The organism is Priestia sp. SIMBA_032, assembly GCF_046535215.1.
Classification (GTDB): domain Bacteria; phylum Bacillota; class Bacilli; order Bacillales; family Bacillaceae_H; genus Priestia; species Priestia aryabhattai.
The window spans coordinates 78,367-103,780 of sequence record NZ_JAWRXD010000013.1 but is presented as its reverse complement, the minus strand read 5'-3'; the positions used below and the strand labels follow the sequence as shown (position 1 = coordinate 103,780).

The following is a 25,414-nucleotide window of genomic DNA, read 5'->3' as shown; positions in this document are numbered from 1 at the left end:
TTCAACTTATCTTCAAATGTATGTCTTGACATAAAAGCACCCCAATCATTAGAGTTTCTTTGTCTAACAATTGGGGTGCAGTTCACATATACAGAGGTAGCTTCTTGATAAAGTTTTTCTAGTTATTTATTCTTATAAATTTGATCTATACATTCAAACCACCAGTTTGTGATGAGTTGATCTAAATAACCGTCTCTAATATCAAGCAAATTAATTCTTATTAATTAATAAAATTTACCTTACATTAGAAAAACTTAACTTAAATTATTCCTAACAGTAATTGATTTATTAATTTAACTCCTGCAATTCCTAGCACAAAGTGTTTATTATTTGTCTTATTAATGAAACTCATTATCCATTTACACCAACCAATTTCATCTTCATACAACTTGATTTCTCTTTTACTTAAAATGTATCTTCTAAAAGTTTTCGACTTTATATTCCATTGTTTTTGTTCTGCATTCATTTCAAAAACCACTACTTTTTCTAGCTCATTTTCTAACTTTTGAGCTAGATATTCTACTCGTTTTTGTACTAAATCTTTTGCTTGTTTTTGGTCTACTAACCAAATTGAATACATTTTAATAAGAAACTCATCACGAACCACTGGATTAGAAGAGGTAGTTATTAACCATTCTTCCAATTCCTTTTTTCCCTTTTCTGTAATCGAATATATTTTTTTATCCGGTTTACCCACTTGTTCAACACTTTTAGAAGTAACCAATTTTTTATTTTCCATTATTTTTAATAATGGATAAACTTGACTATGCTTTGCCGGCCACATGACTTCCAGATGATTAACTAATTCATAACCAGAGCAGGAGTCACTAGCGAGTGTGCTTAGAATAGCATATCCAAGAGTATTCACAAACTCACCTCATTTTATAAATCACATAATACTTTTATTTGAAGAGTAAATAAAAGTAACTTTTAAGTTATATTCTACTCATAACTTTGGTGAAACTTACATTAAAATCTAAAATAGCCTTCACTATTAATGAGATTATCTTTAACGTTATTTATTAATAGTGAAACTTTTATTTTACTTCTTATAATTAAGATTTGAAAGTTTTTAAAATTAAAAGTTGCAGATTTTTAACTTTAAAAATTGTTTTTAGTTTAAATATGCTAGTGGTAAAACTTTTAATGATAAAATAAAATTCCCTCAAACTTACATAAAAAAAGCCAGTAATTTTTTAAAATTACTGGCTTTTACTTTTAGTATTTTCTTAAAAAATTCACATGTGTATTAAACCATTCATAATTGATAATATTATGACATTTAGTTAATATTTCTTCAATTAATTGTGTGGAATTAGACAAAATACGTATAGAAAGGCCTGGAACAGACAAAGAGGAAAATCCAATTTCATAATCTCCAGAGCTTCCTTTTATACTTTTGTATAATTTATCCAAAAGTTCATCGTTTGTTTTAGGACCTACTACAATCATTGAACCTAGATGAGAAAATCCTTCCATAGATCCTATATTGTCAAGTTTTTGATCATTCGGAGTTAACCTCAGATGATCATATACAATTAACTCTTTATCCATATATATTTTAGTTATAAGTTGGAGTAGATCATAACTAAATTGATTTCCAGTTGGAGACCAACCAGGTGTAAGAATATCAGAGCAAATTAAAGTTGCCTCTTTATCCATATGAATAATATTCTTTTGCTTATACCTTGCATGTTCATACGCTATAAGAGGATCAGGAATATATTCTAGGTGACTACCTTTATCGAGAAATATTTCTGTTTCTTGATAAGCTAACTTGTGAGGAGTTTTATACACTTTTGTAGCTGATTGGGTAGTCAATGTTAATTGAGCATACTCCTTTAGTGTAATATTTAACTTATAAGTATCCCCGTCTAAATATCCACCACCAGGATTTAAAATATAATAGCATGCTTTTCCAAAGTTATCATGATAGATTGGTCGCATAACTTTTAAGGCTCCTTGAAAGTATACGTTTGAAGAAACAGTCTTTCCCCTTTTATTCTCAACTGTTAAGAGTAAGGTGCCTGTCCAATCTTGCATGTTATACTAATCCTTTTAATAGAACATTCTTTTTGATCCAATTAACTACTTGCTCTAATCCTGTATGGTCTTTTAAATTTGTAAATATAAATGGTTTTTCTCCTCGGAAAACTTTTGTATCAGATTCCATTACCTCTAAGCTTGCTCCAACATAAGGTGCTAAATCCGTTTTATTAATAATAAATAAATCAGATTTAATCATTCCTTGTCCTCCTTTTCTTGGAATCTTTTCACCTTGTGCTACATCAATAATATAAATGGAGAAATCAACAAGCTCAGGACTGAAGGTGGCAGCCAGATTATCGCCTCCACTTTCAACAAAAATGAGTTCAACATCTGCATGCCTTTCCTTCAGCTCCTCAATAGCTGCAAAGTTCATGGAAGCATCTTCTCGTATTGCTGTATGGGGACACCCTCCTGTTTCTACCCCTATAATTCGATCAGCAGGTAGTATGCCAGTTTGAATTAAAATTTTCGCATCCTCTTTTGTATAAATATCATTTGTAATAACAGCCATACTAATCTCCTCATTTAAATAACGAGTAAGCTTTTCAATAAGCATGGTTTTTCCTGCTCCAACAGGTCCGCCAACACCAATTTTAATAGGTTCCATAGTAAACACTTCCTTTTAAATTAAGACATAAAAATACGAATATTTACACGTTCATGCTTCATCTGAGATAATTCTAAACCAGGTGAAACAATACCAAAATCTTCTTCACTTAAGTTTTTAATTTTTATAGTCGCATCATGTAGCTTCTCTTGAAACTCATGAATAATTTGTTGCCCTGCTGTTTGCCCCAGAGGAATGGCACGCACTGCATTTTGAACAAGATTTAAAACAGATGAATATAAATAATACAAAACAGCTGTTGATTGTTCTACGACAAGATGATGTGCCACCATGGCAAAAACGATAGATGGATGTCCAAAAGACATTTTTTTGCTAATACGCTCTTTATATAGTGAGAGTAAATCTGTATTATATAAAGCCTCTACAAGTTTTAACATATGTCGACCAATTTGTTTATTTCCTTCTCTTGTTTCACGAGGGAGATTTTGTACTGTAATTATGCGATCTATCTCCCAAACCTTATTTAAGTCCTTCTTTTCTAACGCTTGATATGTTAATAAGCATGCCAAACCATCAGAATAAACAAGTTGTTCATTTAAATACATATTTAGCCACTCTGAAAAAGAATGTTTATCAGAAACTTTATTCTCTTGAATATATGTCTCTAGACCATAGGAATGACTAAATGCCCCTGTAGGAAAATTAGAATCACATAATTGAAACAAGGAAAGCATATTATCAATCATGATGATGGCCTATGTGACGGAATGCTTTTTTTACCTTCCTCTCTTCATGCCTGAAAGGAATATTTAACTGCTCTAATAGTTCCTCTACTAAATAATCATACTGAACAAGCATTTCATTATCTTCAAATTGGGCCGGAAGATGACGATTTCCTAATTGGTGAGCAATTGTTCCCATTTCATTTAAAGTACGTGGACTTATAATCAGTAAATCATCTGCTAGAACATCAATAACAATTAGATTTTTCTCATCCATATATATAATATCTCCAGCCATAAGATCCTTTGAATCATTTAGACGAATTCCTATTTCTCTACCATGATCTGTTTTAACCCGTTGAATACGCTTTACTAGATCTCCACTCTCAAGATAAACCTTTTCAATATGGTATTTTTTTATCTCCTCTTGCATATCATTTACATTCGTGATCACTTTTTCAATTATCAATAAATTCACCTCAAAATAAGAAATATCGTTGTCCCATTGGTACCTTGCTAACTGGTTCACAAGTAATTAATTGACCATTTACTTTCACCTCATATGTTTGAGGATCTACGTCAATTTCAGGAGTTTCATTGTTAAGTTTCATGTCTTTTTTGGTTAACTGCCTAATGTTTTGCACAGGTAGAGTTTCTTTTTCCAACCCAAGCTGTTCATGAACTTTACGATCATAAGCCACTTGCGAAATAAATGTAAAAGAGCTTTTAGACAGAGCTTTTCCATAAGATGCATACATTGGACGATAAATAACAGGTTGTGGTGTTGGTATTGAAGCATTTGCATCTCCCATTAGACTTTGAGCAATCATCCCATTTTTTAAAATCATCTCGGGCTTTACTCCAAAAAATGCAGGAGACCAAATAACAATATCAGCAAATTTTCCAACTTCTAATGAACCTACGTAATCAGCAATTCCATGGGTAATCGCAGGGTTAATGGTATACTTAGCGATATATCGTTTTACACGGTTATTATCAGCAAGTTCAGAGTCTCCCTGCATAGTTCCTCTTTGTTTTTTCATTTTATCTGCTGTCTGCCAAGTGCGTAAAATAACTTCCCCAATACGTCCCATTGCTTGAGCATCTGAGCTAACCATACTAAATACACCCATATCTTGAAGGATATCTTCAGCTGCAATTGTTTCCCGACGAATACGCGAATCAGCAAAAGCGATATCCTCCGGAACAGAAGGATTTAAATGATGACATACCATTAACATATCAAGATGTTCATCTATAGTGTTGATGGTATAAGGTAAAGTTGGATTAGTCGACGATGGAAGAACATTCATGAAGCTTGCAGATTTAATCAAATCCGGAGCATGCCCACCTCCTGCTCCTTCTGTATGATACATATGAATAACCCTGTTTTTTATTGCAGCCATTGTATTCTCTACAAATCCACCTTCATTTAATGTGTCCGCATGAATAGCAACTTGTATATCATATTGATCAGCGACTTTAAGTGCATGGTCAATTGCCGAAGCCGTTGCTCCCCAATCTTCATGAACCTTCAAACCAATTGCGCCTGCGCGAACCTGTTCTGCTAATGGTTCTTCAGCAGCTGCCTGTCCCTTGCCTGTAAAACCTATATTAATAGGAAATGCTTCTGCTGCTTGTAGCATTCTATGAATATTCCATTCCCCAGGAGTAACTGTAGTAGCTCGTGATCCAGCGCTTGGACCTGTACCACCACCAATTAAAGTAGTTAATCCTGAGCTTAGGGCAGTTTCTACTTGAGCTGGATTTATGAAATGCACATGGGCGTCAATACCCCCAGCTGTTACAATCATTCCCTCCGCAGCAATAATTTCGGTAGAGGCTCCAATAATAATATCTACACTATTCATAACTAAGGGATTTCCACTCTTACCAATACCAGATATTTTCCCATCAATAATTCCAATATCTGCTTTATAAATCCCTGTGTAGTCTACAATGGTAGCATTTGTAATAACTACATCTGCTGCTCCCTCTCCCCGCGTGATAAGAGGATGTTGTCCCATTCCATCACGTATGACTTTCCCTCCACCAAAAACTACTTCATCTCCATAAGAGGTATAATCCTTCTCAATTTGAATAAATAGATCTGTATCAGCCAAACGTATAGAATCACCTGTGGAAGGTCCATACATCTGGGCATATTGTTTTCTTGACATATGAAAACTCATGAGTTCCCTCCTCTTTCTATCGCTCCATCTACTCTATTATTAAAACCATAAACTCTTTGTTCACCAGCAAAGTAAACTAATTCTATTACTTTTTTATCTCCTGGCTCAAAGCGAACTGCAGCACCTGCTGGAATATTTAATCGTTTTCCTAAAGTATCTTTCCTATTAAACTGAAGGGCATCATTTACTTCATAAAAATGAAAATGAGAGCCTACTTGAATGGGCCGATCCCCTGTATTTGTTACAGCGACTTTAAATTTTTCTCTTCCCTTATTACAAATAATCTCTTCTTCCTTTAAAAATAATTCTCCAGGTATCATTTATAATTCCTCCATTTCTTTTAGCGAATGGGATTATGAATCGTTACTAACTTAGTTCCATCAGGAAAAGTGGCTTCTACCTGAATATCATGAATCATCTCTGGGATTCCCTCCATAACGTCATCTGATGATAAAATTGTTGCACCAAATTCCATTAATTCAGCTACTGTCTTTCCATCGCGTGCACCTTCAAGCACTTCATATGTAATAATAGCTACTGTTTCTGGATGATTCAGCTTCAATCCTCTTTCTTTTCTACGTTTAGCTAAATCAGCTGCTACTACAATCATTAATTTATCTACCTCACGAGGTAATAATTGCATGGAAAAGCCTCCTATAAAATTAGATTTGTTTATTGGAAGGGAACTCAATATAAATTTACTGAATTCATCGAAATTATATATATAAATATTTATATAGTCAAGATATCTGAACTATATAATAAATCCTCTAAATAAACTTCATTTATTCATTAAATCATCTAAATTTCCAGATTGAACTAATTTAAATATTAATATAATATAAAAAACATATATAAATATTTATATATGTTTTCAAACCATTAACATTAGTTTACCCCCTTATGACTAAAAAGAGTATTTGCATTTCATTCCAAAGAAAGGAGAAAAACATGCTTATAAAAAAAGGAGATGTATATACGAATAATCCAGTTTTAGCTTTTATAAAAATTCTATTCAGAGGTATTTCACAAGTCATTCTTATAGAAAATGCTATAAGTGGTGCTCTTATAACAGTCGCCATAATGATTTCATCTTATTCATTAGGCCTGATTACCATAATTTCTTCTATTATAGGAACCACAGTAGCGAGAATAGGAGGAGCAGATAAAAAATCTATTGATCAAGGATTATTCGGTTACAATTCTGTACTTACGGGAATTGCATTAGCATTATTTTTAGATGGAAGTTACAGGTGGTTAATAGCTTTAGTGGGAGCAGCAGTCGCATCTATTGTTACAGCCATGATGATCCATATTATGAAGAACACACAAATACCTGTGCTTACTTCTCCATTTATAATTGTTACGTGGCTAACTTTACTAGCTTCCTATAAGCTGAATGCCTTTAAATTAAGCTCATCGTTAGTTCCTCAGGATCTAACTCATTGGAAATTAAACATAGCTGGAAATATTAACTGGATAGAAGGAATTTTCAGTGGAATTGGGCAGGTATTTTTCTTAGATAATACGCTATCAGGAATTATATTATTTATTTCTGTTTTCCTATGCAATTGGAAATACGGTCTTATAGCTATTATAGGAAATGCTGTAGCTTTATGCGTTGCATATACTTTAGAAGCTGAACACTCTTTAATTCTTAAAGGACTTTACGGTTATAATGCAATACTAGCTATATTAGCTGTCTGTATTGTCTCTAATTCACCCTTAAAAAAGTATAAATTTTTGGCAGGTATTATGGCAGCCATTCTCACAGTCCCCCTCGCAGCAAGTATAAGTATACTGTTAATGCCTTATGGCCTTCCCGCATTAACTATGCCATTTGTGCTTAGCTCCTGGCTCATAATTGGTGCAAGAAATACTTTAACCAGATTATAATTTATTCAAAATAACTACGTAAGGAATGAGATAAATTGAAGAAAGAGTATGGATGGATCAAGTATATATTTGTAGTTATTTTTCTACATATCATCGGCCTAGGTGCCTTATTTTTCGCCCTGCCCCATCATCCATTTTTGTTAGGCATGGGTATACTGGCTTATACACTAGGGCTGCGACATGCATTTGATATTGATCATATTGCAGCTATAGATAATACTGTTCGGAAATTAGTTGAACAGAGAAGTAACCCAAGTGGTGTTGGTTTTTTCTTTTCTTTAGGTCACTCAACAGTGGTTTTATTATTGTCTATTTTCACAGCTATTTCAATTAAATTTGTTAAAACCAATTTACCAGAAATGCAGGATATTGGCGGGATAATTGGAACTTTTGTTTCAGGAGTCTTTTTAGTAATAATGGGACTGCTAAACCTTATTATATTGGTTGATATTATACGTGTATTTAAAAAGATGCGACAAAAAAATTATCAAGAGTCAGAATTAGAAAGATTATTAAATTCTAGAGGATTTTTAACACGCTTCGTTCAACCTCTATTTAGATTTATCAATCGAAGTTGGCACATTTATCCTATAGGCTTTTTGTTTGGCTTAGGATTTGATACCGCCAGTGAAATTGCCTTACTTACTTTATCAGCAGGTGCTGTTCAACATGCACTCTCTTTTGTAGGTATTCTATCTATGCCTATTTTATTTGCTGCTGGTATGAGCTTAATGGATACTCTAGACGGGGTATTTATGACATCGAGTTATAAATGGGCATTCGATAAACCAGTGCGTAAGGTATATTATAATATGACAGTAACAACTATATCGGTTTTTGCAGCTTTATTTATCGGTTTACTCGAATTAGTACAAATTGTAGGTGAAAAACTTAATTTTCATAGTGTTCTATTTAACAACCTTGACAAAATAGATTTAGGTAATATGGGTTACATTCTTGTAGTAATGTTTATTGTTATATGGGGCATTTCCTATTTTATATGGAAGTATTTTAAGATTGAAGAGAAATGGAATATACATATTTAAATTATTTTCAAATCCCTAAACAATATTAACATAGAGCATACTATCGACAGCAATATGAAAAAAAGCCCTTTTAAAAAGGGCTTTTTCACTCTATAAATAGTATAGATTTTTCACCTAGAAGGAATGTGTTGATTCTTGTCTCAAAAACAGAGATCAATACCCCTCCTACTCCAAATTTTTCATATTAGGTTCCTAGAGAAAACATTATGGTAACTACCATACATATTAATTTTAGTTCAATTTACGATGTATATCTTTTATTTCCATCAATAAATTAGTTATTTTTCTCTGTGGACAGGTGGTTGTAACGATAAGAATAACAGAAATATATTAATACTCCAAGCAACAACCATAAAGAAAAGTATAACCATGTTTTGTTTGGTAGGTTAAAAATCAACAAGAAACACGATCCAAAAGATATAGCTGGCAATATAGGTACAAAAGGAACTCTAAATCCACGTTTCACACCTGGGTGTGTTTTACGAAAAATAATAATACTTATACTTATCATTCCAAAAGCAAGTAATGCTCCAATATTGGCTAAATTAGAAAGTTGTGTTAAATCAACAAGACCTGCTACAAGGGAAGCTAAAGTACCTATTAACCATGTCGAAAATATAGGTGCTCCTGTCTTCCTATTTGTTTTGGAAAATACTTTTGGTAATAAACCATCACGACTCATAGAAAAAAGAATGCGTGTTGCAGCATAGATATTTGCAAAAATAACGGCAGTGATGCCGATAACAGCTCCTATAGCTATTATATTTGCTGTTATGTCTGCTCCTATAGAATGTAAGGTGTATGCCATTGCTTCCGTTACATCAAGTTTATAGTAAGGAACAATTCCTGTCATGATAAGGCATACTACTATATAGATTAACGTGGCTACAATTAAAGAACTAATAATCCCTATTGGTAAGTTCCGTTGAGGATTCTTTACTTCTTCAGCTGAAGTGGCCAAAGCATCAAAACCTAAAAAGGCAAAGAATACTGCAGCCGAACCTGCAAAAACACCACTAATTCCATAGGGCATAAAAGGAGTCCAATTCATAGGTTGTACATGAAAGATTCCTACTATAATAAATAGAACGATGATACTTAACTTCACAATAACCATAAAGTTATTTACTTTTTTACTTTCTTTAGTTCCTCTCGAGAGTATGAAAGTAATAAACAATGTAACAGCAATAGCAGGCAAATTAAACAAGCCACCATCTGTCGGAATAGTGATTAGCTCTTTCGGTAAAATAAAGCCAAAGCTTTTTAGGAAGTTGTTGAAATAAGCTGACCAACCACTGGCAACAGCAGATGTAGTAAGTAAATATACCGACAGTAAAACCCATCCCATAAGATGGGCAGCAAACTCTCCAATTGTAATATATAAATACGTATAAACGCTTCCTGAAACAGGTATTGTTGATGTGAATTCGGCGTAACAAAGTGCTGTAAATCCGCAAACAATCGCAGCTAACATAAAAGAGAGAATTACTGCTGGGCCTGAATCATTAGCTGCCACTAAACCTGTTAAAACTAATACTCCTGTGCCTATAGTGGCTCCAATTCCAAGAAGAGTCAGATCAAAGGCGCCTAGTGTTTTTTTAAAAGATATACTTCTATTCTCCTCAAGTAATTGAGAAACAGATTTCTTCTTAAATAAGTTTTTCATGCTCTTTCTCCAATGATGTAAGTTCTTAAATACGAGAAGCTTTTATTCCTTTATCATAATAGTCTTTTTTTATATTATCAGGAACCATACTTCCACCTGTGCCCCATACAATGTGTGTCCCTTTATTTATTTTTTCAATGAGGTTGTGATTGTTTAAGTAATTCATTCCTTGTTGATGTAATTTAACAGGTCCTATCATTCCTGCAAGCGCTGAAGGTTCCAATTGAACATTCTCAGTGTCAGCAAGTTGTTTTAACAACTTATATAAATGTTCATCACTGACCGTATAACTTCCACTTAAAAAAGGTTCTATGACTTTACCAACAAAACGAGAAGCTCTCCCTACTGCTAGACCATCTGCATCTGTTTTATTGTCAACTCCAATTTCTTGTACTGAAATTTGGTCATGAAGTCCAGTCATTAAGCCTAATACCATACAAGGAGAATGGGTAGGCTCTGCAAAGAAACAATGAACATGATCTTGGTACATTAATTTTAGACCAAAGGCCACTCCTCCAGGACCACCGCCTACGCCACAAGGCAAGTAGACAAATAAAGGGTGCTCCTCATCTACAGTGATATTTAATTCCAACAGTTGTTTACTTAGTCGAGAAGCTGCCACCGAATATCCTAAAAATAAATCGTGTGAATTTTCGTCATCTACAAAATGGCATGTAGGGTCATCAGCTGCTTGTTTTCTTCCTTCTTCTACGGCTTTACTGTAGTCAGCCTCATACTCAATGACGTTAACATTCTTACTTCTAAGTAAATCTTTTTTCCACTGTTTTGCATCAGCAGACATATGAACAGTCACATGAAAACCTAATTTTGCACTCATAATGCCTATACTAAGTCCTAAGTTCCCAGTAGATCCTACAACAATTGAATATTTGGAGAAAAATTCTCGAAAGATATGACTGTCTAATATTGCGTAATCGTCATCAAGGCTTAACAAACCATGCTCAAAAGCTAATGTTTCTGCATACTTTAGAACTTCGTAAATACCTCCTCTTGCTTTAATTGAACCCGATATCGGAAGGTCACTATCACATTTCAAAAGAAGTTGCCCTTGTATGGTTTGCTTGTACTCCTGTTCTAGTTGTTTTTTCATGTTGGAGATCCCTATTAAAGGAGATTCTATAATCCCATTGGATTCTTTAGTTTCAGGAAAAACAGTAGCAATGTATGGAGCAAAGCGCTTTAACCTTTCTTCTGCATCTCTTACATCCACCATTGTTACTGGGCTCTTTGTGATGCCAGACTCAAACTCTTCAAGATTAGGGTTTGTCCAAAATAATTCTTCTACAGAAATAAGCTGATTGAGCAATGGATAATTCACTTTTAAAGTTTCTAGATCATAATTTCCCACTTGTATTGTCCTCCTCAGAAGCTTGTCGTACATTTTTTTCTGAATTATAATTAAATAAATTAAGTATAATTTAATTTTAACTTTAGCACACTCGCTCAAAATTGTTAAGTTATATTTAATTAATTAAATGATATTTAATTAAGGAGTTGAATTTGTGGAAAATATAGATATTGGAAAGAAAATTGCGAAATATAGAAAAGCCAAAAGATTAAGTAGCAAAGAGTTAGCTAAGCTTGCTGAAATTACTCCTTCTATGTTAAGTCAAATTGAACGAGGTTTAGCAAATCCTTCTATTCAAACCCTTAAAGTATTAGCTAAAAACCTTGATATACCAACATTTATGTTTTTTTTGGAGGAAACGAATACCTCCGATTTAGTAGTGAGGGAAGCTCAAAGAAAGAAAATGATTGTTGATAATTTATCTTATGAATTACTATCTCCAGATTTTAAAGGCAACCTTGCAACGGTTATTATGAACGTCCCCCCCAATACTAGTTCTTCTGAAAAGCTTTTAGCCCATAAAGGAGAGGAAATTGCTTTGATTTTAGAAGGAAAGATTAAAATATATTTAAACGAAGAAGAATATATCTTAGAAAAAGGAGACAGTGTGAAAATACCGACCAACTTAAGACACAAATGGGAGAACACATTTAATCAAAATGCGGTTATATTATTTTCAGTTACTCCTCCTATTTTTTAATAATTAGTTCGTGCAGGAAGAGAAAAAATAAACACACGCTAAATATTTAAAAATATGGGAATCTACAAGTCCCTGTGTTTTAAATAATAATATCTTTTATTTAATGGAGAATCCGAGGAAGAGAAATTCCCTTTCTTTATTGCTGCTGATTCAGTTGTAATAAAGAATGATCTAAGTGATAATATTATGGCAGGAAAGCCAGCCAAAAAGTTAAAAGAAATTTAATCTCTCTTGAGATATATAATAAAAAAAGAACCATTTATTTTAATCGGTTCTTTTTTTATTCCGGAAACATGTTTTATGTTAACTAAACTTGTATATTACATATAAGAATTTTGAAGAATCCTGCCAGGATATAACCATCAATTTATAGTTTTACCACAATATGTTAGAATTATAGAAAACGGTGGTGGGACAATGAGTGAGGGTAAAGAAACACCTGAAAGAAGAAGAGAGAACTTAAAACAAGAAGAGTTAAAAAGAAATCCAACCGGAAATCTTAATGACGCATTTAATCGAAATGAAGCTGGAAACCTTTCTGGTTTAGCAGGTAGCTTAGGTTGGAAAGGTCTAGGTGTACTTATTCTTGTGATTATTATAGGTTTCATCGTTGCATCCATATTTTTAAAGTAATATAGATCAAATCTAAAAGAAGAACATCATATATGATGTTCTTCTTTTAAATTACTACCTAAAATTTACATTATGGTAAGTACAAACGTATACTTTTACAAACTGTTCTTACCACCCCAGAAACACTTGTCTATTAATCGCCTCAAAATCTTAGCTTTTGAGATAGATAAAGGATTAATAAGGGCTCTAGCCTAGAAGTGAATTTTGATTGAAACATCTTAAAAGCCCATATTTTACGATTAATAACAAGAATCTATTTTGAAGAAAAGACTAATCAAAATGGACTCTTTTCCAGCAGCTTTAAAATTGATTTTTATAAAAACGGATAGTTAATTAAAACATTACATATTTGATGTTTTAAACTCATTTAAATGAAGATTAGATACTTTTTTTGTTCTGACTTTTAAAGTTAATAACATAAGTGTAGCTAAAATAAATAGTAATACAAAAAATGCAATGTTATATGTGTTTGTTATATCTTTTATAGCTCCCACAAACATAGGGGTGACTCCACTGAGAATGTAACCACCAAATTGAATCATTGCACTCCATTGACTTGCATCCCTTGGTGTAGATGTAGCATCTAAAGGCAGAATCATGGCTAATGGGAATAATCCTCCTGTACCAATTCCTATTAGAATCGCACTAATAATAGGCGAGATATTTCCGGTTATTAACATGATGATACCAACAAAGGAAAATAAAGCACATAGGATAATCCAAGGTTTTCTATTCAAACTATTATTAATTAAAATAGGGATAATAAAGCTAAAAATCATCTGTGTGATTGAAAAAACAGTAGCTACTGTTGCTGCATATGTGGCACTAAAGCCCATTTCTTGTACTTTTGGAGCTAACCATGTTGCAAGAGAATAATACACACCAGATTGAAGTCCAAACATGATCATAAGAAGCCAAACATATCGATTGCTCCAAGGCAACTGATTTTTTGTATTGATTGATTTTCCTTCTTTTTTCCCTTTTAAACTAGACTTTTTGATAATTGGAATCCATACTACTATACCTATTACAGCAAATAACGCCCAAATAGATAAAGCAGCGGTCCAAGAATTATGAAAAGAATACATAGCTGGTACAACCAAGCCAGCGCTTAAAGAAGCCCCAACCCCCATTCCAGCTGAATATACACCAATCATAGAAGATGAATATTTAGGAAAATGTTCTTTAATAAATCCAGAAATAAGCGGTCCTGCAATCGCAATACCAATTCCAGCTAATACTGCAGTCATTAACAGAAGGAAAGAAAAGTTCGAAAAGAAACGCAATGCTGTTGACACACCTATTAATAATACCGATAATGCAATCGTCAATTCTATCCCCCATCGATTACTAAGCTTTCCAGCAACAGGAGCAAAAATACCCATACAAAAAACAGGAATAGCAGTCAGAAGACTAACCACGATACTAGACATCTGTAAGTCTATCTGAATATTTTTTAAAACTGGAGAAACTGATGTGATAGAAGCTCGTAAGTTCATGGAGATAACAAATAAAGCAAAAATACTCCATATCGTATAAATTTTTTTTGATTCTTTCATAAAAAAACACCTCTCATTGTAAATACTGATATAACTTTGGTATACTATAATAAATTTTCTGTATCATAATTTTATTATAATTAACTATTTTGTATATTATAGTATACCATTTTGGTAAAATCAATATGAAAGGCGTGAAAAAGTGAAAGAGGAAAATATTAACTTGTCTAGTCAGGTAGGAATTAATCTAAGAGAAATTCGTAGAGATAAAAACATTAGTCTTGAAGAGTTAGCGAATATAAGTGATGTTAGTAAATTAACGTTGATGAAAATTGAAAGAGGAGAAGCCAATCCCACACTTAATATCCTTTGGAAAATATGTAGAGGATTAAACATCCCTCTAACATATTTATTAACTTTTGATGAAAACATAGAAGTTTACCGTTTTAAAGACGGTCACTATTTGTTTGAGCAAAATAATAATTTTGTTGTTAATCCATTATTTAGAGCACATGGAACGACTGAATGGTGTCGAGTACGCATCGCACCTGACAGCCGGCACAGCGAGTTTCATTTACCAGGTTCTGAAGAAATGGTCATGGTATTAAACGGTCAATTGGAGATACAAGTAGGAGAGAAGATACATCAGTTAAATCAGGGGGATGTTATTAAATTTAATGGTGAAGAGCTTCATACGTATATAAACTATTCTCATGAGTCAGTATATTTAATGCTTTCCTTAACCTATAAAAACCCATGAATGAAGGGGCCAGTCTCGCTGACCAAAAATTATTTTACAGGCGGTTTATCATGAGAGATTAAGTTATAACGTACAGTACATACATTTATAGCTAATATAATATCTCTCATTGGGGATAAAAAAGCTAAAGATTCTTATACGGGACTGTCCTCAGAGAGTAAAACAAATAAAAAACTACTGGCATATGTGTGTCAGTAGTTTTTTTAGGTTAAATAGTACCTAGATAAGAGCCTTGCATTTTAGAATTTAAACACTTCATGAGTAGTATGCTCCAGATGTGAAAACTTATTACTCTTACTAACGAAAGATACAGATTTTCACTTATTATCATGTACCAACCTATCTTCTACTTTCCTTTTAAGAAATTGATTTGTTTATGGTATCCTAATAGAAAATCCACAAAGTATTTAATATTACCATGTTTTTAATGAGGTATATTTAACCGAAACTACAAATTTAATGTATTCTATACATAGAAGTAAAATGATAAACTATGTTATAAAAATATAAGTTTTATCATTTACATTACCTGACGACAAATGTGGACTTTTTCTACAATATAGGTAATTATTAAAGTGTTTATTACTGAAATAAGTTAATTATTACTCTTCAAATAGATGTATGGCACATTTTTATATAAAGTGTATAAATGTTGTAGATTTGACTACTATAAGTATGGATATTTAAAACAGTAATACATTTATACATAAAAAAATTTAGTATTTACTTAAACGAGTAAAGTGATTTAATATATTCGTCCAAACAAAAACTCCTTAGCATAGTTAAGGAGTTTTTGTTTACTATATCTCTATACAACTACTGTTTAAAAGACATTTTTCAAAGGTTTCAATTGCAGCTTGCTCATCGATCCCATCTACCATTAAGGTGATTTTATCTCCCTCTTTGATAGCTAAATCCATAATACCCATTATATTTCTTCCACTCGTAGTTTTTCCATCTTTAGCAAGCACTATCTCACTCTTAAATGAGAAAGCTAGACGCACAAATATAGTTGTGTGTCTAGCTTGAAGTCCTCGCGGAAGCTGAACTATAAGCTTTTTTATCAACATAATGTTTCACCTTTTTTTCTTTTCACTTATATTTCTCAGTTTAATCTGTATAGTCAGTTGATATGTCTAATACCCCATGTTTCTATAATTACCTTGAACAGAACGCGACCTGGTTCATGGAAGGAAATCATATTGCTTTAACCTTTCCGTATTCTACTAATGAGAACGCTACATTAAGGATAGCGATTGGAAGCTCCGCAGCTACTTCATCAGTTTAATTATCTGGTGTCATTACTATTTTTTTTAATCAAGCAAGGTATATTCAGCTACTCTATCATTGTTAGGTTCTCTTAATGTATACATTTTATTTTTGAAAACGAGATAAAGAAAACATATATTTAGAGAAGAACTACATATTCTGCTTGGGGTCCCTGTTGCCCCTTATATTCAATATAAGAGACTTTCTGCCCTATTTTTAATGAATTTGAGTTAGGATTACGAATAGAACTAAAATGGACAAACAAATCTTCTCCGCCTCTATCTGGAGAAATAAGGCCAAAGCCTTTTTCATAATCGAAACACCTTATCTTGCCTATTTTACTTTCCAATGCAAACACTCCCCCGCATCAAGTGTTCTTCAAAAAGCTACCTATATATATATAGCAAATATTAATAGCTTACGCGCCACCACCATCATGACAATTGGAGGTCCAAATGCATAACTAGGGCAGCTAAATGGATAATATTAACCTACCTGAACTGTTGGACGAATAATCATTTCGTTAATAGCTACATCCGATGGTTGCTCAATTGCAAATGCAATGGTACGAGCAATGCTTTCAGCGTCAATTGCCGTTTTATAAAATTTATCCAATCCTGCTTTTGACTCTGAATCTGTGGTAGTTTCTAACAATTCGCTGCTGACAGCTCCTGGAGATACATTTGTAACACGGATATTTGTACCATTCAACGCCTCTTCTTGACGCAAACCTTCAGAAATTGCTGTAACTGCATGCTTGGTACCACAATATACCGTTCCGCCTGGATAAATGTTATGGCCAGCTACAGAAGAGAGATTAATAATATGACCTGATTTTTGTTCTCTCATAGATGGAAGAACAGCAGAAATAGCATATAGAACCCCTTTGATATTGACGTCAATCATCTTATCCCATTCATCAACTTTTTTCTTAAAAAGAAAAGCTTGCGGCATGATTCCAGCATTATTGACTAAAACATCAATTTTACCTAATTCTTCAATAGTATACGCAGCCAATTCTTCCATTTGCTCATGGGAAGTCACATCGGTTACCTTATATATTGCCTTTCCACCATTTTTCTTAATTTTTTTACTGTTAATCTGTATTTGCAGGAAGTGAACTTGCGTTTACAGGGCTAATGGCTTTCTTGTTCAACAAACGCTTCACACAAAAAGTGAACATCAATAAGGAAAGAGTAACAGACACGGCACTGACCATGAACAATACCTGGTAACTCGTGTATTGCGAAACCCAGCCTAGTATGATCGCGCCTAGCCCGATGCCGAGGTCGGTAGCCGTTGAAAAAGAAGCAGTGGCTACACCTGTACGCCCCGGACTGGCAAGACGTATCGTTGTTGCTTGAAGAGAGGGTTCCGCGGAACCGAAACCAAGACCGTACATAATCGCCGAAATGATCAAGCCGAACAAATTGGTCGAGAAACTCAAGACAATTAAAGCTGAAATCGTCATCACTAGTCCAGGTATAATCACAAACGTCTCACCGTACCGATCTGAAAGTTTCCCCGAAATGGGACGACTTAGGACAAGCGTGGCTGCATAAACCATAAAGAATGTACCGGAATTGGCCTCAATGGAGTCAGCAAGTAACGGTACATAGCTGGTAATGCCGCCATAAGAGATAAACAGTAAAAAGACTGATGCCGTAACAGGCAAAACCGATTTTTCGAAAATTTCAATTCTCTTTGCACTCGCTTGAGGCTTAAAAGTCATTTTTGCACCAAACGTTAAGGACAGCGCTGCGGCAGTCAGGATGACTGCAAATAGAAATAGAGAATGGTACGAGAGGTTCTGTGTAACCCATAAACCGAACATCGGACCGATTGCCATAGCTAGAGTCAGAGCCATCCCAGTCCACCCCAGACCTTCTCCACGACGGGCGGACGGAATCAAATCCGTAACCGCGGTGATAACAGAGGTTGTGGAGACTGCCCAGGACATTCCGTGCAAGATTCTGAGTCCCATCAAAATGACGATTCCGCCGATCCAGTTATACATATACATCGCCACGGCAAAGAGAATCAGCCCTGAGACGATGAATGGACGCCTGCCGAACTTGTCTAGAAGTCCTCCGATGAATGGGCGAAAAATTACGGAAGATAGCATAAAAGCCCCCATCGCCAGACCGACCTGTGATTCGTTGCCACCCATCTGTTTAATAAACAAAGGCAGCGTTGGATACAGCATATAAAATGCAACGAATAGGAAAAGCAACCCCATAATCATAAGAATAAAAGACTTTGTCCATAAACGTTCCAAATCTCATCCCCCCTTGGTGAATAATTAGTATCGCTCCTTCTATCATTTAATGTAATAAAAGCTGATTGAAGGACTACTACATTAAAGTAGCTTCTTTCTTTATTCAGTTAGAAGAATTGCAATAGAACACAGTGTCTTAATCATTAAAAAGGGATAAACAATATTTCATTAATTTCTTACCTAGAAAGTTGTTCTTTAGGACTATACATGTAGTTTCTCATTAAAATAAATACTAAACTCAGGATTAAGAATAGGAACCCGCCGAATACGACGTACTGTGTACCCATTCCTGAAATAACTAACCCGCCTACAGATGTACCAGTTGTTACCCCTAAATTACCGGATGCTAAGAACAATCCATTTGAAAATTCAGGAGCTTCTGGAGCTGCAGACGTAATCCAATATTGACTAATATTATTTCCCAAAGCCACTACTATTCCAAAAAACAAAACAATTAAAGCCATAGGTCCCGTGAACTGCCCCATTAAGAATAATAAGATGTAAACAGCTCCTAATACGAATGGAAAAGATGCTACAGATTTTATGGCATTTTTAGTAAGCAACTTCCCTGCGACGATGTTTCCTATTATACTTGCCCCACCGAATATGAATAACATTAAACTAATCGTTTTCCCAGGTATATTCGTAATGGTTTCAAGATACTCAGCAAGGTAACTACTAACTCCATACATCGCTGCATTTATAAAAATGACAGCCACAATGGATAGCCACGTAATTGGTTTTTTCAATACACTTAATTGAGATCCATAAGAGAGTCTTTCCTTAACAGGCATAGATGGTATAAATAGTAATAACGCGATGAATGCTATAGCATTTACAATCGTAAAAAATAACATTGCCATTTCAAGCGAAGTTGTATTAGCAATAAAACTAGAGACTGGTGCACCAAGCACCATTCCGCCTGTTACGCCCATAAATACTTTGGCAGTAGCTTTTGGAGCTTCTTCCTTATTAACTGAGGCAGCAGCTACTGTCAAAGCTATTGAGACATAAACTGGATGTAAAAAGGCTGGAATCACACGAGCAATTAATAAAATTATAAAGCTTGATGCAAACATGGAAACAATGTTACCTAGAACGAAAACACCTAATACAAGTAACATTACCTTCTTGCGATTTATACCTGAGAACAATAACGGCATAATCGGACCAGAGATTGCCACAGCAAGTGCAAAGAGACTCACTAACAACCCTGCTTGGGAAATACTCACATGAAAGTGATCAGCAATTGAAGGTAATATTCCAACGATACCCATTTCAGTATTTAAGATACCGAAAACACCTATGGTCAATATAAATATAAGCAAATTATTTCGTCTAGCCATAAAACTCTCCTCCTACCTCCATTCATGAGAAAACTTTAAAAGTTAACATTGATTGATTAATAAACATCTGTCTATAATTATAAAAGGAAACTGGATGCTTTCAATCGTTAAATGAAAGCAATTTGTTGATTATTAAACAAATGAATCGAAATTGTTGATTATCTTTAGGAAGGATTGGTGACCTAACAATGTCTAAAGTGGATAGAAGAATTACCAAAAGCCAAGAAGCTATCAAAAAAGCTGTAATTGAATTGATGTCTGAAAAAAAATTTGATGATATTACCATTCAGGATATTGCCGACAGAGCGAATGTTAACCGAGGAACCATTTACCTTCATTATTTGGATAAGTATGATCTACTGGATAAAATCATTGATGAACATATTAATGAACTAAGGAGAATGTGCGAATCAGCAACTGAAATGAATTTAGATTTTGTAGAATCGAATGTAGAATGGTTCGAATACTTTGAGAGCAACTATTCATTCTTTTCAACGTTGTTAGCAAGTAGTCAAGCCTCTTATTTTCGTAGTCAGTTCCTACAGCTTCTCATCGAAGAGATCAAAAATGATATTGACAAAACAAAATTGATAAATGGAGAATTGGATGAAGAGGTTATACTTCAATTTATTGTGACATCTTTTGTAGGAATTGTGGAATGGTGGATCACAAAAGGGATGCCTAATCCGCCTCGTGTTATAGCAGTACAGCTAGGAATTTTGTTAGACAGAGGAATCTATAATACTTTCCTTTGAAAAACCTACCTCAATACAATGAGGAATAAAGTGGATAATTCATTTAGGGAGATGATTCTTTTTTATGTAGATTATGAAGGAATGTACCTAAACAAATGTAGGATTAGTCAAATAAATCAATAAAACAAGTCGAATCCCTTAACGTACAGGAATTCGACTTGTTTTAGGCTAAAATTCGCTTAGCGTACAAATATGAGCTTTTTCTACAATATAATTAATACTTAAAATTATATAATCACTTAATGCGTTAAACAGTATGAAAATGGATAAAATTAAATCACATTTACTTATATATCTAAACTCAGATTTGTTTTTATATTTCTTACATAATATAAAAAAGCGTATCTTAAGATACACCTTTTAGAAAAAATATTACTTCCGCAATAAGATCAGCTATTAAAACTTTCGTAATTTATTTATCCCTACATAATTAAAACGTTTTTATTTTACATTATTCTTTGTAGTTTCATAAATCTCTCTGTAAGTTCCCAAGTAAATGTTATCTGGCCTATTATCTAAGAAGTTATGATTAATATGCCTAATACATTCAGCTTCAAAGGCAGCCTCTCCAAACTTTTTGTATCCTACGAAGCGATGAACTAGTATCGGCCTGGAACTTCCATTATGACTTATACCAAACGTTTTATATACACAGTTTTTTAATTTACGTGTTGAACCTCTTAAAGTTTGGCCTTTTGGATTAATGATCTCCCCAGCTTTGTTAATATTATAACCTTTTTGGCTCGCTATTCTTATTATCTCATTGCTCTTGCTCAAAAAAATCAACTCCTACATGTGCTACTTAGGCTGTATAATTAAATTTCGTAAAAAATATAAGTTATTTATATATGAGTTATATAAGGTTTATATTTTAATAAAGAAATAAGCAAGCTAATCTATGTAAATTAGCTCGCTTATTGATTTGTTGCTTCTTATTTATTATTTACGTACTTACTTGTTTTTAGCTAGTAATTTTTCATTTAAACTTTCTCCATTACTTTCAATAACATCTTTATGCCAGTAGAAGCTTTGTTTTGGTATACGACGTAGTTCTTTCGGGTCGAATTCTTCACAGTTGACGAAGATAAAACATCTATCAACTTAAAGGTATTACAGTTTTTGCATTTAAATTACCCATTATAAAACGACATATTATTAAATAAATTAATAAAAAAATTTGTTTTTATCTATAAGATGAAATAGTTGAAATCGAGGTTTATAATGAGGCACTTTGAAAATATCTGTTACCTATCCACCTCCACAGTGCCTCATTCTAGAAACTATTCTAATTCTTCACCATTGCTACTAATTACTTTCTTATACCAATCAAAGGATTTTTTCTTACTACGTTTCATAGTGCCATTTCCAGTATCATCTCGATCCACATAGATAAAGCCGTATCTTTTACTCATCTCTCCAGTACTAGCACTTACTAAATCTATGCAGCCCCAGGTAGTATAACCTAGAAGATCTACCCCATCTTCTTCAACAGCTACTTTAAATGCTTTGATATGTTCACGGATATAATCAATTCGGTAATCATCTTCAATATATCCATTTTCATCAGGTGTATCTATAGCACCCAACCCATTTTCTACAATGAACAATGGTTTTTGATAGCGATCATATAATGCGTTCAAAGTAATTCTAAGCCCAAGTGGATCAATCTGCCATCCCCATTCACTTGTTTTCAAATGGGGGTTTTTTAATGTTGGAAATAGATTAGCAGCAGTTTGTGCATTTTTTTCTGGATCAGCACTTGTTAATCGTGAACCGTAATAACTAAACGAAACAAAGTCAACAGTATTATTTTTTAGAAGTTCCTCATCACCATTTTCCATCTTTACGTTTATATTCATTCTCTCAAACATTTTTTTCGCATAGTTTGGATATTCTCCACGAGATTGCACATCAACAAAGAAATAATGTTCGCGATCTCTCCCGATTGCTTTCCATATATCTTCCGGATCACAAGTATAAGGATATGTGCTCGCACCTGCCAACATACATCCAATCTTAAATTCAGAATTAATTCTATGGGCGATTTCAGTTGCTTTTGCACTCGCGACTAATTGGTGATGTGCAGCCTGATACTTCACAGCCTCTTCATTTTCACCTTCTTCAAAAACTAAACCTGAACTGCTGAACGGAAGATGTAAGAGCATGTTAATTTCGTTAAAAGTAAGCCAATATTTTACTTTATTTTTGTACCGAGTAAAGATGGTTTCACATAGCTTTTCATAATGATCGACCATCTTTCGACTTCTCCATGAACCAACTGTCTTTACTAAATGCACCGGCACATCAAAATGAGTAATGGTAACTAATGGTTCTATTCCATATTTCAAACATTCGTCAAAAACTTTATCATAGAATTTCAACCCTTCTTCATTCGGTAGGACTTCATCTCCATTCGGGAAAATACGTGTCCAAGCAATTGATAATCGATAACATTTAAAACCCATTTCTGCAAATAATGCGATATCTTCTTTATAATGATGGTAAAAATCGATTGCTTCATGACTTGGATAAAAATGTTGTTCATCACATTCTAACATTCTCATCTTTCCTTTTTTCACAGCAACACGATCTTTTCCTGCTGGTACCACGTCAATTATAGATAAACCTTTATTTCCTTCTAAATATCCACCTTCAACTTGGTTTGCAGCTGTGGCTCCTCCCCAGAGAAAATCTTTTCTTAAACTCATGATCATTCACTCCTATTAAATAATTATGCTTTTAAAACTAATAAATCGTCATTATAATCAACATTTCCATCTCTGCTGGTTGTCACATCCGTGTAATCCTGAGTATTTAAAATGATAATAGGAACTTGAGTTACATATCCTTCCTCTTTAATATTCTCCAGATCAAATGTCAGTAGCGTCTCGCCTTTACTAATTCTTTTTCCCTGCTCAACATGCGCCTCAAAATACTTTCCATTAAGCTGAACAGTGTTTATTCCAACATGAATTAGCATTTCTACCCCATCATCGGATGATAGACATATAGCATGTTTCGTAGGAAATAGAGAAACAACTTCTCCATTAAAAGGTGCAACCACTTTCCCTTCAATTGGGTTAATAGCAATTCCCTTTCCCATTGTTTCTAATGCAAAGACATCATCTTCTACCTTATTTAGTGAAATAACGTTTCCTTTGATAGGATTCTTAATGATTGTATTTTGACTTGTTACCTTTTTAGTTACTAGCGTAATTTCATTCTGCTTAGGTGTATCTTCAATTTCTTTAGTTTCTATCATAACTTCCTTTGTTTCTAGTGTAGTTTCATTCTGTTTTAGTGTATTTTTTTCAAATTTAAGACTTAATAAATAGGTTGTTACTGCTGTTACAATAATAGTAATGACTAAAGCAATTAATATGTTATATAAATTCCATATGTTTTCTCCAATATATAACGGAATGGCTGGAAGTCCTGATGCACCTGTCGCATAACGTGACACTTCCATTAACCCCGCGTAAAGTCCTCCACTTGCACCACCAATCATCGTAGCAATAAGAGGATATTTTTTTGGCAAGTTGACCCCGTAAAGTGCTGGTTCTGTAATTCCCATTAAGCTTGTAATTCCACCGGAATTTGCGATCTGTTTTAATGCTCGGTCTTCCGTTCTCCAAGCTACCACTAATGACGCAACACCCTGAGCGACATTTGAAATGATGGCTCCAGGGCCTAGAATATTTTCATATCCTAATGTTGTTACTTGCGCCAATGATAATGGAACTATACTATGGTGTAGCCCAAACATAACAAGAAGTGGCCAAACTGTTGCTACCAAGAAAATAATTATCCAAGCTCCTTGAGATCCCAAAAAATCAAATCCCATTGCTAAATATTGGCCGAAAAAGGATCCTAAAGGTCCTAATACTGTTAAACCAATGAGCCCTACAATTAAAATAGTAAACATTGGCACAAAGATAATCTTTACAGCATCTGGAATAATTCTTTTAAGTAGTGGTTCAACATAAGATTGTGCCCAAACAATTAAGAGAATTGGAACAACAGATGAACTATAAGAAACCAGTGTCATTGGAATCCCAAACACGTGAACATTTTCCCCAGCCGTTTGTAATTGAACAAAATTAGGGTGGAGCAAAATTCCAGCTGATACCATTGCTAAAACAGGACTACATCTTAGTTTATTTGCAGCAGAAAATGCTAATAAAAACGGCAAGAAATAAAAAATGGCGTCTGACATAAAACTTACCACATAATAAGTTTGTGACTCCCTCGAAATTAAATTAAATAATAACAGCAAGGCCAAAAGTGCTTTAATCATCCCTGCCCCTGCAATGGCTGGCACAATAGGACTGAAGGTACCAGAAATAAAATCGATTATCTTGCTGAAAATACCAACTTTTTGACCTTTAGAGGAATGGTTATCTGATTTTCCTGAATTCCCAAGAACCTTAATAACTTCCTCATAAACATCTTCGATATGTGTTCCGATGACAACTTGGAATTGTCCACCACTTTCCATAACACTGATTACACCATCTAATGCGGCCACCTTCTCCCGGTCTGCCTTTTTATTATCGTTAAGAGCGAATCTAAGTCTAGTCATACAATGGGTTAGTGTCGATACGTTTTCACTACCTCCAATTTTTTTGACGATATCATGAGCTAACTTTTCATACTTTTTGCTCAT

At 33.9% G+C, this 25,414-nt stretch carries 25 protein-coding genes; 6 read left to right on the top strand and 19 right to left on the bottom strand.

The features are described from left to right. Nucleotides 1-259 precede the first annotated feature (259 nt). The 8 genes from SB717_RS25430 to SB717_RS25395 form a co-directional block, all read right to left on the bottom strand. Nucleotides 260-868, bottom strand: coding sequence for a PadR family transcriptional regulator (locus SB717_RS25430; protein ID WP_410905259.1), 609 nt, complete (start codon nt 866-868; stop codon nt 260-262). Between the two features lie 350 nt (nt 869-1,218). Continuing rightward, nucleotides 1,219-2,043 (bottom strand): urease accessory protein UreD, encoded by an 825-nt coding sequence (locus tag SB717_RS25425; protein ID WP_410905257.1) that lies wholly within the window; start codon nt 2,041-2,043, stop codon nt 1,219-1,221. A gap of 1 nt (nt 2,044) precedes the next feature. Continuing rightward, the gene (gene ureG, locus SB717_RS25420) at nt 2,045-2,656 is read right to left on the bottom strand and encodes an urease accessory protein UreG (protein ID WP_410905255.1); all 612 of its coding nucleotides are present in this window, start codon (nt 2,654-2,656) and stop codon (nt 2,045-2,047) included. Between the two features lie 20 nt (nt 2,657-2,676). Then, the gene (locus SB717_RS25415) at nt 2,677-3,363 is read right to left on the bottom strand and encodes an urease accessory protein UreF (RefSeq protein WP_410905253.1); all 687 of its coding nucleotides are present in this window, start codon (nt 3,361-3,363) and stop codon (nt 2,677-2,679) included. Further along, a complete protein-coding gene (ureE, locus tag SB717_RS25410; RefSeq protein ID WP_410905251.1) occupies nt 3,356-3,808 on the bottom strand; it encodes an urease accessory protein UreE in 453 nt (150 codons plus the stop codon). Before ureE ends, SB717_RS25415 begins: the two co-directional genes overlap by 8 nt. Nucleotides 3,809-3,818: 10 nt before the next feature. Beyond that, nucleotides 3,819-5,531: an urease subunit alpha gene (gene ureC / locus SB717_RS25405; RefSeq protein WP_410905249.1), complete on the bottom strand. Its 1,713-nt coding sequence runs from the start codon at nt 5,529-5,531 to the stop codon at nt 3,819-3,821. Continuing rightward, nucleotides 5,528-5,851 (bottom strand): urease subunit beta, encoded by a 324-nt coding sequence (locus SB717_RS25400; RefSeq protein WP_410905247.1) that lies wholly within the window; start codon nt 5,849-5,851, stop codon nt 5,528-5,530. The genes ureC and SB717_RS25400 overlap by 4 nt, the downstream gene beginning before the upstream one ends. 20 nt (nt 5,852-5,871) lie before the next feature. Then, the gene (locus SB717_RS25395; RefSeq protein WP_410905245.1) at nt 5,872-6,174 is read right to left on the bottom strand and encodes an urease subunit gamma; all 303 of its coding nucleotides are present in this window, start codon (nt 6,172-6,174) and stop codon (nt 5,872-5,874) included. 308 nt (nt 6,175-6,482) lie between these two features. Here SB717_RS25395 and SB717_RS25390 point away from each other — a divergent pair, with 308 nt between their 5' ends. Together SB717_RS25390 and SB717_RS25385 are read left to right on the top strand one after the other, a co-directional pair. Beyond that, a complete protein-coding gene (locus SB717_RS25390; RefSeq protein WP_410905243.1) occupies nt 6,483-7,427 on the top strand; it encodes an urea transporter in 945 nt (314 codons plus the stop codon). 35 nt (nt 7,428-7,462) lie between these two features. Next, nucleotides 7,463-8,473 carry a HoxN/HupN/NixA family nickel/cobalt transporter gene (locus tag SB717_RS25385; RefSeq protein ID WP_410905241.1) on the top strand — a complete coding sequence of 337 codons (1,011 nt, stop codon included), beginning with the start codon at nt 7,463-7,465 and terminating at the stop codon, nt 8,471-8,473. 274 nt (nt 8,474-8,747) lie between these two features. Here the strand turns inward: SB717_RS25385 and SB717_RS25380 are convergent, their stop codons facing one another. After that, nucleotides 8,748-10,139, bottom strand: coding sequence for an amino acid permease (locus SB717_RS25380; protein ID WP_410905239.1), 1,392 nt, complete (start codon nt 10,137-10,139; stop codon nt 8,748-8,750). 25 nt (nt 10,140-10,164) lie between these two features. Continuing rightward, entirely contained in the window at nt 10,165-11,541 is a 1,377-nt protein-coding gene (dsdA, locus tag SB717_RS25375; protein ID WP_410905267.1) for a D-serine ammonia-lyase, read from the bottom strand. A 121-nt stretch (nt 11,542-11,662) separates the two neighbouring features. Between dsdA and SB717_RS25370 the strand changes: the two genes are divergently transcribed. Next, nucleotides 11,663-12,208 (top strand): cupin domain-containing protein, encoded by a 546-nt coding sequence (locus SB717_RS25370; protein WP_410905237.1) that lies wholly within the window; start codon nt 11,663-11,665, stop codon nt 12,206-12,208. A gap of 417 nt (nt 12,209-12,625) precedes the next feature. Continuing rightward, nucleotides 12,626-12,841, top strand: a complete 216-nt coding sequence (locus SB717_RS25365; RefSeq protein ID WP_207372176.1) for a DUF6366 family protein — start codon at nt 12,626-12,628, stop codon at nt 12,839-12,841. 341 nt (nt 12,842-13,182) lie between these two features. Here the strand turns inward: SB717_RS25365 and SB717_RS25360 are convergent, their stop codons facing one another. Then, complete coding sequence (locus SB717_RS25360) at nt 13,183-14,400, bottom strand: MFS transporter (protein WP_207372177.1); 1,218 nt, start codon at nt 14,398-14,400, stop codon at nt 13,183-13,185. Nucleotides 14,401-14,542: 142 nt separating this feature from the next. Here SB717_RS25360 and SB717_RS25355 point away from each other — a divergent pair, with 142 nt between their 5' ends. Continuing rightward, a complete protein-coding gene (locus SB717_RS25355) occupies nt 14,543-15,100 on the top strand; it encodes a helix-turn-helix domain-containing protein (RefSeq protein ID WP_410905235.1) in 558 nt (185 codons plus the stop codon). A gap of 800 nt (nt 15,101-15,900) precedes the next feature. On the opposite strand, the gene SB717_RS25350 is transcribed toward SB717_RS25355, so the two are convergent. The 5 genes from SB717_RS25350 to SB717_RS25330 all read right to left on the bottom strand — a co-directional run bounded on the left by SB717_RS25350 (nt 15,901) and on the right by SB717_RS25330 (nt 19,993). Next, nucleotides 15,901-16,170 carry an HPr family phosphocarrier protein gene (locus SB717_RS25350; RefSeq protein WP_410905233.1) on the bottom strand — a complete coding sequence of 90 codons (270 nt, stop codon included), beginning with the start codon at nt 16,168-16,170 and terminating at the stop codon, nt 15,901-15,903. Nucleotides 16,171-16,508: 338 nt separating this feature from the next. Then, nucleotides 16,509-16,718, bottom strand: a complete 210-nt coding sequence (locus SB717_RS25345; protein ID WP_192100921.1) for a cold-shock protein — start codon at nt 16,716-16,718, stop codon at nt 16,509-16,511. Nucleotides 16,719-16,855: 137 nt separating this feature from the next. Continuing rightward, nucleotides 16,856-17,455 (bottom strand): SDR family oxidoreductase, encoded by a 600-nt coding sequence (locus SB717_RS25340; RefSeq protein WP_410905265.1) that lies wholly within the window; start codon nt 17,453-17,455, stop codon nt 16,856-16,858. A gap of 10 nt (nt 17,456-17,465) precedes the next feature. After that, the gene (locus SB717_RS25335) at nt 17,466-18,647 is read right to left on the bottom strand and encodes an MFS transporter (RefSeq protein WP_410905231.1); all 1,182 of its coding nucleotides are present in this window, start codon (nt 18,645-18,647) and stop codon (nt 17,466-17,468) included. A gap of 176 nt (nt 18,648-18,823) precedes the next feature. Next, nucleotides 18,824-19,993: an MFS transporter gene (locus tag SB717_RS25330; RefSeq protein WP_321999106.1), complete on the bottom strand. Its 1,170-nt coding sequence runs from the start codon at nt 19,991-19,993 to the stop codon at nt 18,824-18,826. A gap of 188 nt (nt 19,994-20,181) precedes the next feature. Here SB717_RS25330 and SB717_RS25325 point away from each other — a divergent pair, with 188 nt between their 5' ends. Beyond that, nucleotides 20,182-20,748 carry a TetR/AcrR family transcriptional regulator gene (locus SB717_RS25325; protein ID WP_410905229.1) on the top strand — a complete coding sequence of 189 codons (567 nt, stop codon included), beginning with the start codon at nt 20,182-20,184 and terminating at the stop codon, nt 20,746-20,748. Nucleotides 20,749-21,189: 441 nt separating this feature from the next. On the opposite strand, the gene SB717_RS25320 is transcribed toward SB717_RS25325, so the two are convergent. The 3 genes from SB717_RS25320 to SB717_RS25310 all read right to left on the bottom strand — a co-directional run bounded on the left by SB717_RS25320 (nt 21,190) and on the right by SB717_RS25310 (nt 25,414). Beyond that, nucleotides 21,190-21,525 (bottom strand): HNH endonuclease, encoded by a 336-nt coding sequence (locus SB717_RS25320; RefSeq protein ID WP_410905227.1) that lies wholly within the window; start codon nt 21,523-21,525, stop codon nt 21,190-21,192. 503 nt (nt 21,526-22,028) lie between these two features. After that, on the bottom strand, nt 22,029-23,456 hold the full coding sequence (locus SB717_RS25315) for a 6-phospho-beta-glucosidase (RefSeq protein WP_410905225.1): 1,428 nt from the start codon (nt 23,454-23,456) through the stop codon (nt 22,029-22,031). Between the two features lie 23 nt (nt 23,457-23,479). Then, nucleotides 23,480-25,414 carry a beta-glucoside-specific PTS transporter subunit IIABC gene (locus tag SB717_RS25310; protein ID WP_321998897.1) on the bottom strand — a complete coding sequence of 645 codons (1,935 nt, stop codon included), beginning with the start codon at nt 25,412-25,414 and terminating at the stop codon, nt 23,480-23,482.

Bases quoted from the DNA above. Each gene is read 5' to 3' on its own strand.
- SB717_RS25425 (WP_410905257.1), bottom strand. From the start codon at position 2,043: ATGCAAGATTGGACAGGCACCTTACTCTTAACAGTTGAGAATAAAAGG.
- ureG (WP_410905255.1), bottom strand. From the start codon at position 2,656: ATGGAACCTATTAAAATTGGTGTTGGCGGACCTGTTGGAGCAGGAAAA.
- SB717_RS25415 (WP_410905253.1), bottom strand. From the start codon at position 3,363: ATGATTGATAATATGCTTTCCTTGTTTCAATTATGTGATTCTAATTTT.
- ureC (WP_410905249.1), bottom strand. From the start codon at position 5,531: ATGAGTTTTCATATGTCAAGAAAACAATATGCCCAGATGTATGGACCT.
- SB717_RS25400 (WP_410905247.1), bottom strand. From the start codon at position 5,851: ATGATACCTGGAGAATTATTTTTAAAGGAAGAAGAGATTATTTGTAAT.
- SB717_RS25395 (WP_410905245.1), bottom strand. From the start codon at position 6,174: ATGCAATTATTACCTCGTGAGGTAGATAAATTAATGATTGTAGTAGCA.
- SB717_RS25390 (WP_410905243.1), top strand. From the start codon at position 6,483: ATGCTTATAAAAAAAGGAGATGTATATACGAATAATCCAGTTTTAGCT.
- SB717_RS25380 (WP_410905239.1), bottom strand. From the start codon at position 10,139: ATGAAAAACTTATTTAAGAAGAAATCTGTTTCTCAATTACTTGAGGAG.
- dsdA (WP_410905267.1), bottom strand. From the start codon at position 11,541: ATGTACGACAAGCTTCTGAGGAGGACAATACAAGTGGGAAATTATGAT.
- SB717_RS25365 (WP_207372176.1), top strand. From the start codon at position 12,626: ATGAGTGAGGGTAAAGAAACACCTGAAAGAAGAAGAGAGAACTTAAAA.
- SB717_RS25360 (WP_207372177.1), bottom strand. From the start codon at position 14,400: ATGAAAGAATCAAAAAAAATTTATACGATATGGAGTATTTTTGCTTTA.
- SB717_RS25350 (WP_410905233.1), bottom strand. From the start codon at position 16,170: ATGTTGATAAAAAAGCTTATAGTTCAGCTTCCGCGAGGACTTCAAGCT.
- SB717_RS25330 (WP_321999106.1), bottom strand. From the start codon at position 19,993: ATGGCTAGACGAAATAATTTGCTTATATTTATATTGACCATAGGTGTT.
- SB717_RS25325 (WP_410905229.1), top strand. From the start codon at position 20,182: ATGTCTAAAGTGGATAGAAGAATTACCAAAAGCCAAGAAGCTATCAAA.
- SB717_RS25315 (WP_410905225.1), bottom strand. From the start codon at position 23,456: ATGAGTTTAAGAAAAGATTTTCTCTGGGGAGGAGCCACAGCTGCAAAC.
- SB717_RS25310 (WP_321998897.1), bottom strand. From the start codon at position 25,414: ATGAGCAAAAAGTATGAAAAGTTAGCTCATGATATCGTCAAAAAAATT.